We start from the raw sequence: 14454 nt of genomic DNA on the forward strand, positions 1-14454 counted from the left end.
CGCGGGCCGGAGCGCTGATGTCCGCAACCGTGGCCGGCGCGTGGAAGGTCAAAGATTTCGCCGGAAGGGTACGCCATTGACCGACAGGTAGTTCACCGTCGCTGTCTCCGACGGGACGAACCGTACGGTGCATGGGCTGGTGAGTGCTGACGGCGTCCAGGTCGGTACGAGGGACGCGGCAGCACGGTCGGCGTCGGCGGCAGCCACATATGTCGAGCCGTGGTGCCAACGCAGGGGGACGGTGACAGCGTCGTTGCCAATGCGGAGGCGATCATCGCGTAGCTGGACGAGCAGCGGTCGCCCGGTCAGCCGCCGATAGGAGCCCACCGCCTGTTCCGGCGGCACCCGAGTGGGGTCGGGCAGGCACTCCCAGCTTGGGCGCTCGGCTCCCGCCACCGCCAGTATCTGTTGGATTGTTTCCTCGCGGCGCCAGTTCAGCTCGAGCGAGCCGGCCAGATTGTCGAACCACGCCAGGCCGAGTCCGGACCGCGGCAACAGGACGAGCCGGCTCCAGCACCCGAGTCCATGACCGAGGTTGCCGTAACCAAGGTCTTCGCCGAAGCGTGGGCCGACGTAGGCGCCCAGTCCGTAGTGGAAGTCCACGTCGAGGCCGATATCCGCGCCTCGGTTGCTCATGTCGCTCAGCAGCCCCGCCGAGACCAGCCGCTGCGAGGACTTCAGCGGCAGTCGTCCACGCAGATGCGCCATGCCGAATCTGGCGATGTCGTGGCATGAGGAGAACGCGCCGTTGGCCGGTCTCTCACCCGGTGCCGGTTTTCTCGGCGCGATCGACATCATCACGCCGTCTCGGGACATCGCGTGCTCCGCGCTGACGGACGCCGGATCACCACCGTTGTCGAAGCACGATGATCGCATGCCCAGCGGTTCGAACAGCCATTCGTTCACGGCGCGGGAAAATTCCGTTCCGGTGACCTGTTCGACGAGATGTCCCAGCAATGCGAACCCCGCGTCGCTGTACGCGTAGATGATCCCGGGCGGGGCGATGGAGGGCGTGTGGATCGCCGCCATAGTGACATAGTCGGCCAGATCGCGACCGATCGCGGTCGCGCCGGTGTCGCGGACCAGTCCGGACATGTGGCCGAGCAGTTGTCGCACGGTCGCCGCTCGGAGGGCGTCCGGCGCGCCGGACGGTAGGAACGAGCTGATCGGCTGATCCAGACGTATCCGTCCGTCATCGACGAGCCGGAGAATGACGGTCGCGGTGAACATCTTGGTCAGTGAGTACGTTCGGAACCGGGTGTACGGGTCGAGCGGCGTCCGCGGGCAGTCGATGTCGCGCGGCCCGTGGCAGAAGGTGAAAATCTCTCCCTCGCGGTCGAACGCGGTCACGCACACGGCGGGGATCGCGCTGGTCGCTGTCAAATTGGTGATGAGTTGGGCAGCAGCCGATCGCAACGCGGTTCCCACGCCGGCAGGATATCCCGCCGATGGCGCCGGACGGTCGGTACGCGGCAAAGCCGTGAGCCTGAGGTCGGACGGAACGATTTTGAAGGCGTTCTGAAAGCGCCGAGTCCTAATGTGAGGAGTTGACACGGGCGTCGGAGTAGCCGCGCAACCGTGGATGTCCGCCGTTGGTCCGAAAACCGAAAGGCAGTTGAGGACATGGCTCTTGCCACCACCCCCATCGTCGACTCGATCGACCTCACGGTGGAATCCGTCGATGACCGCGTCGGTGTCGATCCCTATTTCGAGGAGGACATCGACCTGTTTCCCGTCAGCTGTCACAACGACTCGGAACTAGGCAGAACCTGTGGCGGCACCTTCTCCAGCACTTGTCAGTCCTGCTTCGGCAAGTGCTTCACCTTCGCCACGCCGGGAACGGAAAAGAGCGAGTAGCAGCGTTGTCACCATTCGCGGGTGTCCGGTCGGCGCACATCCGGCCGGACACTCACGAGCCCAGCGCCAGCAGCAGTCTCGCTATCGCCGCTTCCTCCGCGGGAAACACCCCCAATCTGTTGTTGGTCAGATGAATGTGGTGAAACCGCAGGTCGTCATCGCTGATGGGAGCGAGCGTACGGGCGGCCGATCCGAGGAACTGGCGGAAAGCCAGGGCGAACGCCGACAGTGTTCGCCCGAGGTCCGCTTCGGCGAGGACTCCGCGGCGCCGATCGTCCAGTCTCATGGCGCGCCCTCGCAGGTCCGGCTCGACGGCCGCCTCGGTCTTTGCTGAATTTGCGCAGACTCCGAGAAACCTGCGTCGGGCGGGCTCGGGAAGGTCGTCGGCCAACAGGCTCGTTACGGCCGCGGCCTGAGCTATTCGGTCGCCGCGCCGGTCAGGGGTGGCGCACAGCAAAGCGGTTTCGCTGCTCAGCTGGAAAAGGCGCTCCGCGCCGTCCAGCGCCGGCCCGGCACCGAATTTGCCGGTCTCCGGAGCGTAGAGCCGCCGCACCCAGCCGAGTCGCGCCGCCGGGCCGCCGTTGAGCGCTCCCTCCATCAACGCGTCGACCTCGGTTAGTACGCCGACCGGTACGCGGAGGCGCAACCGAAGATGCAGCCCAGCGGGATCGAAATAGCGCAGGAAGAACCAGCGGAAATCGGGAATCTCGGCGCTGATCTGCCCAATGCTGGGCCGTACGACCTCGTGGAGCAGGGCGGCGATGTCCGGTGGGGACGCCACCGGAATGCGATAGGCGAGCCAGTCGGCGACCGCGGGACCGTCAACCATGGCTTGCCAGTGCGACAAACTCGGTTGCCACTGGTTCGCCGGCACCGTTACGCGCCCAGTGCTGACCGGTGGCGGGCAGCGCCTCGGTGACGGCGAGGTGGGTGGCTTCCGCCAGTAGGTTCCGGAAGCCGGTGACGATCGTGTGCGGGTGATGGAAACCGACCCAGCGTGGTTTTCCGACCGGGCGGCTGCCGCGAGTGCGCTTGACGAACACCTGGTCCGGCAGGCCGGCGGCGCGTCGCCACCGATCGATCGAGGTGAGGAACGGAACGAGTGGTGCGCCCGGCGTGTACGCGGGAACATCGGCGGCGGAGAAGACCCAACGAGCCCGGGCCCATACGATGCGCTGGCAGGTCACCCGGGGCGAATGGCCGGCCGGGCCGAGCTGTTCGACGAGACCACCGGCGGGTGGTCGCCACGGATTCGCCAGAATGCTGAGCAACCGGATTGGCCCGGTCAGCAGACCGCTGGGAACCGTGCCGGTGTAGCAAAGCGAGACCGGTGATCCGTCCGAATCGTAGATGCGCAGCATCCCGGACCGTGGATCGTGGTTCAACGTAAGGCGGGACAACTCGATTCCGTTGTCGCCGAAGGCAGGGAGATCGGTGGGCCAGCGCAGGAGGGGCAGCGCTGTCCGCGCCGGCCGCTGCAACTCGACGAAGTCGGGGTAGGCGCAAAACTGGTAGACCCGGCTGCCGGGGTGCAGCGCCGCTGTCCACTCCCGGATCGCCGCGGACAAACCGGTACGCAACGCCGGCACATGGGCCCACCGCGTGAGGAAACCGAGCTCGCCGGGATGGACGGCGTTGACGACCAGCCGATAATTAGCCGCCGCGAGATCGTCCTCTCCGGCCGCCGCGAGTTGGAAAAACACCGCTACCGCCGCCGGGGGCAGCCGCGCACGCTCGGAGTCGGCGACGCAGCGGTCGGGATCGCCGGAGAACGAGGTGCCCGGATCGAACGAATAAAGGAATTCCAGAATGTCCGAGCAGGACCCGCCGGTGCCGTAGTGCGCCACGAAAAACCGCGCCAACTCGTCATAGACGACGCTCCAGCGCAACTGTGGAACTGTCCGCGCGGCCACATCGAGCAGATCGGCCCGCACCGGCTCGGGAAGCCGCCGAAGCGCTGGTCGGCTCGTCGCCACCGCTTCGTGGAACAGCGGCGCGGAGTCGAGCCAACGGGGGGCCGGCTGGCCGAGCACGGCGAACGCCTCCCGCGCGACGTGCCGTGCGGACCCGATCGCGGCGATCCGGCTGGCCGCGTCGCCATACGCGACGCTGTTTTCGCTCGCAGCAAGCGTTTCCAGCGCGTCCGCGAGCCCGGTCGGCGGCGTCGCCGAAGGTGTGTCGATGGTCGTGCGGACCCGTTCGGCGAACGCGCCCAGGGGCCGCGGGGCGTCGAGCGCCCACGGCGTACGCGGCTGCAGCAGGCCCACCTCCACCAGCCGCCGGGCCGTCGACTCGGTCACGCCGGGACCGGAGGTGGCGACCAGTTCCGGTAATGGCGTGGGATGTTCAGGCAGGCAAGCGATTGTCCCACGGTAGGAGTCACAGTCGGTCAACTCGTCATAGCGGAAGCCGGCACCGTCGGCGAGCGGCACGTACACCGGCAAGACGGCGACCCAACGCCCGTTCACGCACCGCAGCCCGCGATTTCTGACCACCTCAAGGAGTCTCGCGGTGTCCGGGTGGCGGGTGCAGGCGATCAGTAGTGCCACGGCCAGCGTCCGCGTGGAGGTGACGACGGATCGTTCGCCTGTCTGCCGCGGCAGGAACGTCGGGCCCACCGCGGTGAGCCCGACGGTGACGAAGGTGGAGAAGGGGACGGTCCTGGTCGCGATGCGGGTGAAGTACGACGTCGCCGTACGCGCGAATCGCGATGCCACGCGACCGTCGCCGACCTCGGGGCCGCCCAGCAGAGCACGGCCGAAGTCGGGGCTCGCCAGGGCCAACCCGCGCAGGTTTTCGGGATCGCGAAGCCGGGTCGTCATCGCCTGCGCGGCGGCCCGCAGCTCCGCCATGATGGCCGTTTCCGCCGCGTCGAGATGGCGGCTTTTGCTCTCCGTGGCATCGATCCATGACCGCAGCCCGGTTTCGGTTCGCGGGTCGAGCTTGGCCCGTACGCTCTCGGCGGCCGCTCGGTGGCGGTCGGTCCAGGCCCCACGATGCACGGCACGCCGGATCGCCAGCAGGGCACGACGGAGGTCGCGATCGTCGCCGGCGTGCCGTACGCAGGTGTGCAGCCGTGCCGACAACTCGGCCGCTCGTGCGGCGGCCACGTCGGCGTTCTGGTTCGCCCGCCGGATCAGGTCCAGCGTGCGAGGTGCCGAGAGCTCGTCCAGGGCGGACACCGGAATCCCGCACACCCGGTGCAACGCGACCGGCGCCAGGCGCAGATCGGCTGCGGCCAGCGGCGATTCCGTGCGCGACGGATGCGGGGTCTGCTCGCCTGCCACGGTCAGCCGGACCACCCGGCGGCCGGGGTGAGCCGGCCGGTCAGATCGATGAGCATCGGGGCGATCCGTTCCCGTGGCAGCCTGATGCCGACCTCGTCCCTGATCAGGCCACCGAACCTGGTGAGGTACTGGATCAGTCCGTACTGGATGCTGTGGTCGAGAACCCAGTCGAGCGAGTAACCCAGTCGCTCCTGCCACCGCGCCGCGCTCACCCCGGAGAAGGTGCCGAGTCCTTCGAACAGGAAGGTGCTGCTGAGGCTTTCCGCGGATGCCGGCGACGCGACCCGCGGTTGGTTCGGATCGGCGACATAGCTCGCCAGTTGCTCGTGCATGAGCGCGAATTTCCTGTCGACGATCGAGCTCGCTCCCGGCCCGAAGCCGATCCAGTCCATGGTCAGGCGGTAGTACGCCAGGTCGACCTCGCACGGAGTCCTGCCGAAGTAGCTCATCGAATATTCCGGGAAACCCCGGTCCTGGAGAATGGTCCGCCCCAACTGGTAGGCGCGTTTGCGTTCCTTGCGATCGATCGTCCCCCATCCCTTTTCCAACTGGCGGTAGGTGACGGTGCCGGACGCCGGCGCGTACGGATAGAGGGACACGTGAGTGATCGGCAGTTCGGTGGCCGTCACGACGGACCGCTCGATCTCGTCGAGCGACTCGTCCGGCATTCCGCACATCAGATCGACGTTGATCTCCTGGAAACCGGCCGCGCTGGCCAGCCGCGGGGCCGTACGAGCGTCATCGGGGGTGTGGGATCGTGCGACCCGGCGCAACCGGTCGGGGTCGAAACTCTGCACGCCGATGCTGACACGGGTGAAACCGGCAGCCTTGTACGCGGCGAGTTTTTCCTCGGTCAGGGTGTCCGGACTGGACTCGGTGGTGACTTCGGTCAGCGCCGACAGGTCGAACGACTCCCGCAACGTGTCCATGATCCGGGTGAACTCGCGCACCGTCAGCGCGCTCGGTGTGCCGCCGCCCCAGTACATCAGCTTCGGCCGGTAGCCGGCCTGGTTCAACTTCGGCGCGGCCGTACGGATCTGGTCGCACACGGCGTCGACGTAGGCGCGGCGCGGCCCGTCCGACTCGTCCAGACGCAGGTCACGGACGGGCACGGATTTGACCCAGGCACAGAAATGACATTTGGACGGGCAGAACGGGACGTGGACGTAGAGCAGGAGATCTTTCACGTTGAAGCCGCCCGTTCTCTGTCGTGGTTGGCGGAAAGGCCGAGATCCGACCAGACCTCCTGACCGATTCGATGAAACATCCAGTTGTTGCGCGGTCCGGCGCTGAACAGTCGTATCGACAGCACGACGTCGGCGTCGGGGTCGGCGAAGGCGCCGACCACGGCCTGCCGGCCGACGAATCCGTGGTGACCGAAACTGCGCTCGGCCCAGCCGCCGCCGACCCAGGATCTGCCGACGTCGAGGAAAAAGCCCAGCCCGTACGGATGATCGCCGTGACCGCCGGGAATTTCGACGTCGGCCTGCCGCCGGACGAACTCGCGCGCGACCGGTGTGCTGATCAGGTCGCCGGCCCCGCGTACGCATCGGTTCAACTCGACAAAGAGAGCGCCGAGCGAACGTGCGCTGCCGAATCCGCCGTGTGCGGGATTGACGTCGCGGAAGAGTTGGTGATGGTCGGGTCCAGGCAGGGCGATGACCGCGTTGCCGCGAAACTGGTAGCAGTCGGCGAAATGGTTCCGCTCGTCCTGAGTGAAGGCGAGATCGGAAAGTCCCAGTGGTTTGCCGACCTGCTCGCGTACGACGTCGTCGAGCGGTTGGTCGTAGAGTCTTTCGACGACTGCCGCCAGCACGTACCAGGCGCTGGTGTTGTTGTAATGCGGCTTGCGATACCAGAAACGGTCCGGAAACTCGAGTTCGGAGGCGGCCGCGAGCACCCATCCGGCCTGGTGACCGTACGGGTCGGCGTGCATGAGGTCAGGAAGGCCGCTGGTGTGACTCATGAGCCCGCGCAGGGTCACGCTCTGCCGACGCCCGCGGTCGAATGCCGGCAGATACTTACCCACGGCGTCGTCCACCGCGCACAGTCCCAGGTCGACCGCGCGGGCGACACAGCAGGCGGTGAGTGGTTTCGCCGCGCAGTACAGCCGGCCCACATCCGCCGTGCTCGCCCGACCGCCGGGTGCGCTTTGGCCGGTCGCGAAGTCGGCGATCGGTGTTCCGGCCTGGTAGACGGCCACCTGGGCGCCCAGACTCGAGCCGGCCTCGGCCCAGCTTTCCAACAAGGTCCGCGTACCGGCGAGCGCCGCCGGCTGCCCCGTCATGGCGACACCTCCGCGGCGTGTCCTTCGCCGGCGGCGCACAGGTCGGCGACTCGCGGCCGGTCGAGCTTGCCGTTGTCGTTGTACGGCAGGTTGCTGACGAACCGAAACTGCCGTGGCACCTTGTGCCGGGCCAGCGCTTGCCGGGCGTACCGGCGCAACAGCAACGGATCGACGGGACCGGTGACCGGCACGATCAGGGCGACCAGTTTCTCGCCGAGCCGGTCGTCGGGAACGCCGAGGACGGCGGCGTCGGCGACCGCGGGGTGCGCGGTCAGCACCGACTCCACTTCGGCGGGGTAAACGGTCAGGTCGCCCACCTGGATGTGGGCGATCTGCCGTGGCCGCAGGAACAGATACCGTTCGTCGTCGAGATGGCCGCGATCGCCGAGACCGACGAAACCGTCCGGCGTCCCGGTGACCTGATGCCGGGCGTCGAGATAGACGGCCCGGCCGGCGGTGGCCGACCGGAGGTGGACCAGACCGTCGACATGCGGCCGGAGCCGGCGGCCGGCGTCGTCGTAGATGCGGATCTGGGTGAAGAATCCCGTGCCGACCGTTCCCGGTCGCCGCAACCATTCCCGTCCGTCGACCAGTGTGAAGCCGACGCCCTCGGTCGCTCCGTACATTTCGAACACGTAACCCGGTTCGAGCTGACGCAGCCAGAATCGCTTGAGGTCGTCAGGGCAGGGAGCGCCGAGGTGGAGCAGCCCGCGGACGCTGCCGAGGTCGTAGGGCGACCGGCGCAGTGACGCGGCCAGCCGACGCAGATGGTACGGCGTCGCCTGCAACCAGCGGACCCGCCATTCGTCGACCAACCGCAGGGTGTCACCGGGGTCGAAGTCGCGCTGCAGCAGCAGGAGGTTGCCGTCGGTGAGGCCTTCGACGAAGAAGGTGAGGGCCGCCGTGTGATGCAGCGGACCCAGCACCAGTTGGTGCTGTCGCGGCCGCCAGTTCGTCGCGGTGCTGGCTCTGGCCGGGCGAGGGCGGCGTGCCACGTCGCGCATTCGGTTGTCCACCACGATTTTCGGCATCCCCGAACTCCCGCCGGTTGCGAGCAACACGCTCTGCGATGGAATCCGCGTGGCGGTCCTTGGCGGCGGGTGGTCGCTGAGCCACCGCCCATCTGTCCAGGCGAGGGTCTGAATGCCCCGCCGCCGTAAGGCCGACCGGAAGGCGTCCTGCTCGGCGGCCGGGGCGCGCCGGGAATGCAGTCCCAGCGGCAGGTCCGTACGCAACGCCGCGATCAGCTCGAGCACCAACTCCGCGTTGTTGTCGGTGGCCATCGTCGCCGCGACCGGTGCGTCACCGGCGACCTCCGACAGCGCGGCCGCGCGGTGGCCGGTCGCCGCCGCCAGCTCGCGCCACGTCCACACGGCGTCGTCGGCGGCTGAACGTATTACCAGCGCCGGGGTGTCTGGTGAGTTCAGCGCCCGTTCCCGGATCCGTGTGTCAATCGCGGACATCGCGCTCGCCGCCGTCGCTGGCACGGCTGCCGAGGGCGAACTCGCCCACGGACGACTCGACCAGCGGATCGCATCCGGTCGCCTCGCTGAACGTGGCGGCGTCGCCGGTGCCCAGCGCGCACGGCGCAAGCCGCATCGCGGTCGCGGCCAGGTACATGGCGTGGTAAAGCACACCGACGTTCTTCAGCGCGGTGGCGTACGCGAGGCCCTCGTATTTCCAGCTGAGGCGTGCGAACCGGGATGCGAGAGTGATCAGTACCGGTGGCTCCTGCTGTCCGCCGGTGGCCGTCGAGGCGTCGCGGAGCATCCTGCCCAGCACCTCCGGCCGGTCGCAGACCAGTGTCAACAGGTGTTCGTCCGGCGCGTAGTGATACATGCCCGGCGGCAGGCCCGGACACGAGGGGAGGGTGAGGTAGAGCTCCAGGTCGTACGCGCCGCCGCCGCTGGGGTAAGGGCGGTCGCTGACCTCGTAGTACAGGCCGATCGACTCGTCGACGGGGTGAACCGTGCGGCACCGGGCGACCCGGTACAGGAACTCGCCCAGTTGGGCCAGCGTGATCGGATCCGGACCGTACTGGCGGATCGACCGCCGTGACTCCTGTACGTCGGTCAGTGAGCGGTCGGTCCTGCGGAGCCGGTCCAGGTCGGGTTTCGGCAGCGCGAATCCGGGTCCGTCCGGTCGCGCTCGCAGGGCCGGGGCCGGGTCCAGTTCACCGGCGAACCGGAAGGTGCCACCGACACGCTGGTCGGACAGGCCCTGCCGGCTGCGAGCGTGCAGCGCCACATCCGGCAGTTCCCGTTGACGGTGCCGCGACTCGCCGCTGTCACCGCTCTGATCGACCGCGACAATCGCGCCGGTGCCGAGCAGGAAAGTGACGGCCGCCTCGATCAGCTCGGGGTCGTGGCCAGGCAGCGCCGCCTGGATGCCGGGCAGGTCGCGCGCGGTGGCCAAGGCGGTGAGCAGCCCGCCAAGGGCGGGATCCAGGAAGCAGACCCGGGTGTAGGCCGCGAGCGCCTCGACGACCAACACGTCCTCCCGGACCGACGCGACGCTGAGCCGGGACAGCCGCAGCTGGCCGGCCTTCGCCGGGTTCAGGTCGAACGCCGCCAGCCGGCTGGTCGCCACTGCGCGCAGGACCGGCTGCCCGTTGGCCACGCAGCTCAGCTCCAGCGCCGACCGGCTGGCCAACCGGGCAAGTTCCTGGTCGAGCCGGCGCAGGTCGGCTGCCGGATCCACCGACCGGGCGTACTCACGGAGCCGGTCCCGATCGGCGGGTCCGGCGGCCAGACCGGCCAACGCGCAAAGCACACCCTTGTCGAGCCGCTTGAGCCGCATCCGCCGGTCCGTCAGCCGGATCTCCAGCACATCGGGGCCGATCTGCTGGAAAGCCGCCTGGTCAACGGCGGTCAGCCGAAATGCCGAGCGGACGCCCACGTTCACCACAACACCGCCTCATCCGGGCCGGCCGGACCGGCCGGACGGCCGAGCCCGACACCGGCGAGTACGCGCAACCGCTCGGTCGGATCGCCGGCCATCTCGCCCGGCAGGCTCGCCGGCAGCCGGGCGAACAGTCCGGCCCGCAGCCCGGCCGCGGCGGCGGCCCAGCGTACGAGGCTGCCGGCGGCCGCGGCTGCGGCCAACGTCGCCGAATAGCCGGCCGCACCTTGGCGACCGAGCACCGCCGGTACGTCCGCCGAGCAGAGCACCAGGGCGGCCGGGTCGAGCCGCCGGGCCGCCAGCCAGGACTCGACACCGCTGAAACGCCACTGTCCGCCTCGCCATGGCCGGAGGGCTGCCTCGTCTTCGTCGCCGACGCGGTAGATCCCGGTCGGCAGTCCGGACACCCGACGGGCGTACACCAGCGTCGACACCGCCGGCGCGGCCGAGGGAAAGAGCTCGCGGTCCGCGATCCGGCTGGTGCGTAGAACGTCGGCGACCAGCGTGTCGGGCACCTCGTCAGGACCGAATCGGTAGCCGTGCGAGCCAGTGGCCCGGTGGCGCCGGTCCCACCGGGCGGCGGCCGCCCGCGTACGGTCCGACGCGCCGGGCGGGCAGAGCCGTATGGTCGCCACTATCAGGTTCCGGTCGGGATCGAGCTCCAGCGACCCGTACGTCGCCGGGTCCGGTCCCTCGCCTGACAGCTGCGCGGTCCACCCCAGCCGGTGGGCCAGACGCGACACCTCCACCGCGCGCGTGCCCGCGTCGTGATGGGCCAGCCGCTGCCCGAGCACCCCGAGCCGGCGGGTGATCGCCGCTTTGTCGCTGACCAGAAGCAGCCTGACGGAACCGGTGGTGTGTCGCGAGTCCGTCGGCGGCGGGCCGGCGAGCTCGATCAGTTCGCGGCGCACGCTGTCGAAATAGCAGCGGGACCACCCGTGAGAGCCGGGGTCGGTGAGCACGTACGGATGCACCAGCCCGGTGCCACCGATCACCGTCCGCCGGTTTCGCGACGAGCCGAAGGTCCTGTCCAGCAACCAGACGAGGTCGTCGGTCCAGGTGGACGGGCCGGCCCGGTGCGGTCGGGACACCGGCAGCCGGCGATGTGCGAGATAGCGTCTCGCCGTGTCGCCGTTTCCGGCCTCGCCGACGCGCATCGGGCCGGGATCGCCGCCGCGGACAGGTATCTCGACGGACTCCTCGTAGCGCCAGTGCGCCAGGGCATCCTCGTCCAACGACAGGCGCGGGTCGCCACACGCCAGGCAGGCGGGGTCACGGCCGGCCAACTGTTCCTCGATCCGCCCGTGTCGGATCGTGATCGTGCCGCGCCACACCCACGGATTTCCGTAGCCGCCAAGGTATTTCAGTGCGGCGCCGGCGAGCAGGCCGAGCCCGATGGCGACGTCCGCCGGCGTCGGGTCGGCACCCCCAGGGGGCCGATCGTCGTAGCAGGTGGGGCAGCGTCCACCTGGTACGCCGAGAAGTGGACTCACCGTCACCGCGCCGGGACCGACCTGAAGTCGCAGCGTCGGTGTGGCGGTGCCGCTGGATACGGCCGCATCGGATGGAGCTGTCGTTACGACGATTGCGAGGTCCGCGGCGCCCCGCGGTGCGGTGTCCCGCTCGATCGTGCCGACTCCGGAGTCGGTCAGACACCGAATGAGCTGTGATGTCGGCCCGTGCGGTCCGCATACGAGCACGCGTGCCGCCGCGAGTCGTCGGATGATCAGATCCCGGTGATCCGGCGGCGTCGTCCGGTCGAGGAAGGCGTGCAACGGTGTCTGGTTGGCCGGCCGGACCTGTTCGGCGGTCACCTCGACGATTCCGCGTTCGGCCAACACCCGGATCGCCGTGGCCACCTGCTCTAGCCGCGCCGGCAGCACGGCCGCCACGTCGTCGAGCCGCCGGCTTCCGTCCAGCAATGGCAGCAGCCGGGGCAGTACGCGGTTCGCGAAGCCGCCGGCCAGGCGCTGACTGCGCGGGCCGCCTTCGATGACCATGCCGTCCGCGGTCTGGACCGCGACCAGACCGCTTCTGAGCCGGGGAAAAACCGGAGCCGCGGTCACGGTTTCCCCGCTTCTACCGGCGAATCCGCGAGAGCGGCACGCAGGCCCCGTACGCGTTCGCGCGTATTCGCTGGCCCGGAGTGATGGCAGTCCGCACAGCCGTGGACGGGAACGACCTTCCAGTGGCGTACGACGTCGGTCGCCGTGTTGACCAGCGTGACCTCGTCGGCGGCCGCCGATCTCGTCATGATTCCCAGCCCGATGCCCGCGGCGAGCAGGGGAATGTGCGGTGGAAAGCCGTCGATGCCGAGATCCGGACGTGAGCTCAGCAGTTCGATCAGTTCCGCCTGGCCGGCATCGCGCAGATGCCCGTGTTGCGCGAGACGCACTTGATAACAGCGCTGACAGGGGGCGCCGCCGGGGGCCGCCAGCGGCCCGATTCGGACGTACGGGTGGGAATGCACGATCGGAAGCCAGGGGCAGGCGTCGCCGGCGAGCGCGGCGAATGCGTCGAGATCGGCCGGAACATCGCGCCAGGAACAGAAGAACGCGAAGGCCGCGCCACGCAACACGTCAGGACCCGGCTCGTGCCAGCTGGCCGTCACGGCGGTCGCTTCCGGTCCGAGCAGCGCGGTCAGTTCTTTTGCCGTCGCCGCCCCGAATCCGCCGTCGGCGACGATCCGGATCATCGCGCCGGATCCGCCGGCCGTCAGGCGACTGGTTGTGGCCATGGATTCAACTCGCTCATGCTCCGTGCCGGAAAGCCCATCGCCGGGGGAGCGGTGAAAAGCCGCGGATGCGCGCGATACTGCGCGAGCGGCGTCAGCGACAGCGGCTGGAGATCGGGAATGACCACGCGTACCACGGAAATCCCCAGAGCGGTGGCCTCCCGGGTGGAAAGATCCACACCGTACGCGGGCATGTTTTTCGACGACAACGTGTCGACCAGGAACCGGTATCGCTGTGCCACGGTGTCCGCGGCGGGCGAAACCGGCCGGCTCGGCGCCCGATCCCGTACGCCGTCGAGGAGAAAGCGAAACGCTGGCCGGCGGGCCCGCCGTGCGAGCAGCGCCGCGCCGTCCATGATGTCTGTGTAGTCGGCGTACCGGCGGGGCGAGGTGTGATGGTGAACCGCACTGCGTGCGGCCATCGCCTCCAGTACGGCACGGTGTGCGGCGGCCGAGACCTCGAAATCCGTCGAGCATCCGACCAACTGCGCGGCCCGCTGGTCATGGCTGGCGGTCTGCAGGCAATACACGGTGGGAACGTGCAGATCGGTGGTCGCGTCGAACAGATACGTGGTGATTCCGCGGGTTTGGCACCAATGCACGAGCTCGGTCGTGGCCGCGGACAGACAACTGTCCTCCAGCGGCGGGAGGCTGAGTCGCTGCAGCCAGGTGAGTGCGATCGCGTCCCGCTCGATGACCTCGCAGATCGCGTTGACGGTCGCCGCCGGAATGGATTCGTGCGCCGCGCAACCGGTGGAGATCGGCAGCCAGAAGTTCTCACCCGGAATCAGATCGACGCCGAGGTGGACCATGACGGCCGGCACCAGGACCTCGGACTGCGTGTCCAGCCGCAGAGCGCTGACCCACCGGATGTCGGCGTCCGGGTCGGGCGTTCGGATCGGGCAGGCCGGATGTCGCAGCTCGGCGGCCGAGCAGCGAGGCACTCGGGTGAGATCCAAGGCGCGATCTCCCCATTTCCGTCCGGAGCCCAACCGCCACGAGCGCGGGTCGTGAACCATCGAGCAATAGCGCTCAAGCGCCTCCATGGCGGCCAACAGCTTGGCCCGGTCCGGGTCGTCGACGGAACGCCCGGTGCCGGGCGCGTTGTAGTCGGTCCACGACCGGTGGCGTCCGGCCGGGTACGGCAGGACGGGCAGGGTGCTGCCGGACATCGCGCCGTACACGTGACAGTTTGGCGGCAGCCACGCATCGGTGGTTTGCGCGTTGATCGGGCCGATGACGCCGAAAGGATTGGCGGCCGCGTACAACCGCGCGGTATCAATCCCCATTCGGCGGCCTCCGATGACACGACTCGACGCTGGCGGCCGGTTTCGCCTTCCGACTCGGTTGCGACGATAGAACGTCGCGCTTTCAAAACGCCTTCAGAA

General features: G+C 68.9%; 11 protein-coding genes. 1 reads left to right on the forward strand and 10 read right to left on the reverse strand.

All coding sequences use genetic code 11. The annotated features are described in order from the left end of the window. Positions 1-48 precede the first annotated feature (48 nt). Positions 49-1428, reverse strand: coding sequence for a serine hydrolase domain-containing protein (locus GNX95_RS01465; RefSeq protein WP_163505169.1), 1380 nt, complete (start codon positions 1426-1428; stop codon positions 49-51). 150 nt (positions 1429-1578) lie between these two features. Between GNX95_RS01465 and GNX95_RS01470 the strand changes: the two genes are divergently transcribed. Beyond that, positions 1579-1857 (forward strand): hypothetical protein, encoded by a 279-nt coding sequence (locus GNX95_RS01470; protein WP_163505171.1) that lies wholly within the window; start codon positions 1579-1581, stop codon positions 1855-1857. 52 nt (positions 1858-1909) lie between these two features. Here the strand turns inward: GNX95_RS01470 and GNX95_RS01475 are convergent, their stop codons facing one another. From GNX95_RS01475 to GNX95_RS01515, 9 genes are read right to left on the reverse strand one after another with little or no spacing between them, the layout of a single operon-like run. Further along, the gene (locus GNX95_RS01475; RefSeq protein WP_163505173.1) at positions 1910-2686 is read right to left on the reverse strand and encodes a thiopeptide-type bacteriocin biosynthesis protein; all 777 of its coding nucleotides are present in this window, start codon (positions 2684-2686) and stop codon (positions 1910-1912) included. After that, positions 2679-5144: a lantibiotic dehydratase gene (locus tag GNX95_RS01480; RefSeq protein ID WP_163505175.1), complete on the reverse strand. Its 2466-nt coding sequence runs from the start codon at positions 5142-5144 to the stop codon at positions 2679-2681. Before GNX95_RS01480 ends, GNX95_RS01475 begins: the two co-directional genes overlap by 8 nt. 2 nt (positions 5145-5146) lie before the next feature. Continuing rightward, positions 5147-6331: a coproporphyrinogen-III oxidase family protein gene (locus GNX95_RS01485; RefSeq protein WP_163505176.1), complete on the reverse strand. Its 1185-nt coding sequence runs from the start codon at positions 6329-6331 to the stop codon at positions 5147-5149. Continuing rightward, positions 6328-7431: a serine hydrolase domain-containing protein gene (locus tag GNX95_RS01490; RefSeq protein WP_163505178.1), complete on the reverse strand. Its 1104-nt coding sequence runs from the start codon at positions 7429-7431 to the stop codon at positions 6328-6330. The genes GNX95_RS01485 and GNX95_RS01490 overlap by 4 nt, the downstream gene beginning before the upstream one ends. After that, complete coding sequence (locus tag GNX95_RS01495; RefSeq protein ID WP_163505181.1) at positions 7428-8894, reverse strand: AMP-binding protein; 1467 nt, start codon at positions 8892-8894, stop codon at positions 7428-7430. Before GNX95_RS01495 ends, GNX95_RS01490 begins: the two co-directional genes overlap by 4 nt. Continuing rightward, the gene (locus GNX95_RS01500; protein ID WP_163505182.1) at positions 8881-10335 is read right to left on the reverse strand and encodes a SagB family peptide dehydrogenase; all 1455 of its coding nucleotides are present in this window, start codon (positions 10333-10335) and stop codon (positions 8881-8883) included. The genes GNX95_RS01495 and GNX95_RS01500 overlap by 14 nt, the downstream gene beginning before the upstream one ends. Then, positions 10332-12398, reverse strand: coding sequence for a hypothetical protein (locus GNX95_RS01505; RefSeq protein ID WP_163505184.1), 2067 nt, complete (start codon positions 12396-12398; stop codon positions 10332-10334). The genes GNX95_RS01500 and GNX95_RS01505 overlap by 4 nt, the downstream gene beginning before the upstream one ends. After that, entirely contained in the window at positions 12395-13027 is a 633-nt protein-coding gene (locus tag GNX95_RS01510; protein WP_163505186.1) for a TOMM precursor leader peptide-binding protein, read from the reverse strand. The genes GNX95_RS01505 and GNX95_RS01510 overlap by 4 nt, the downstream gene beginning before the upstream one ends. A 20-nt stretch (positions 13028-13047) precedes the next feature. Next, positions 13048-14355 carry a YcaO-like family protein gene (locus GNX95_RS01515; protein WP_163505188.1) on the reverse strand — a complete coding sequence of 436 codons (1308 nt, stop codon included), beginning with the start codon at positions 14353-14355 and terminating at the stop codon, positions 13048-13050. Positions 14356-14454: the final 99 nt, after the last annotated feature.

Source organism: Fodinicola acaciae, assembly GCF_010993745.1.
GTDB classification, from domain to species: Bacteria; Actinomycetota; Actinomycetes; order Mycobacteriales; family HKI-0501; genus Fodinicola; species Fodinicola acaciae.

Bases quoted from the DNA above. Each gene is read 5' to 3' on its own strand.
- GNX95_RS01475 (WP_163505173.1), bottom strand. From the start codon at position 2,686: ATGGTTGACGGTCCCGCGGTCGCCGACTGGCTCGCCTATCGCATTCCG.
- GNX95_RS01490 (WP_163505178.1), bottom strand. From the start codon at position 7,431: ATGACGGGGCAGCCGGCGGCGCTCGCCGGTACGCGGACCTTGTTGGAA.
- GNX95_RS01495 (WP_163505181.1), bottom strand. From the start codon at position 8,894: ATGTCCGCGATTGACACACGGATCCGGGAACGGGCGCTGAACTCACCA.
- GNX95_RS01510 (WP_163505186.1), bottom strand. From the start codon at position 13,027: ATGATCCGGATCGTCGCCGACGGCGGATTCGGGGCGGCGACGGCAAAA.
- GNX95_RS01515 (WP_163505188.1), bottom strand. From the start codon at position 14,355: ATGGGGATTGATACCGCGCGGTTGTACGCGGCCGCCAATCCTTTCGGC.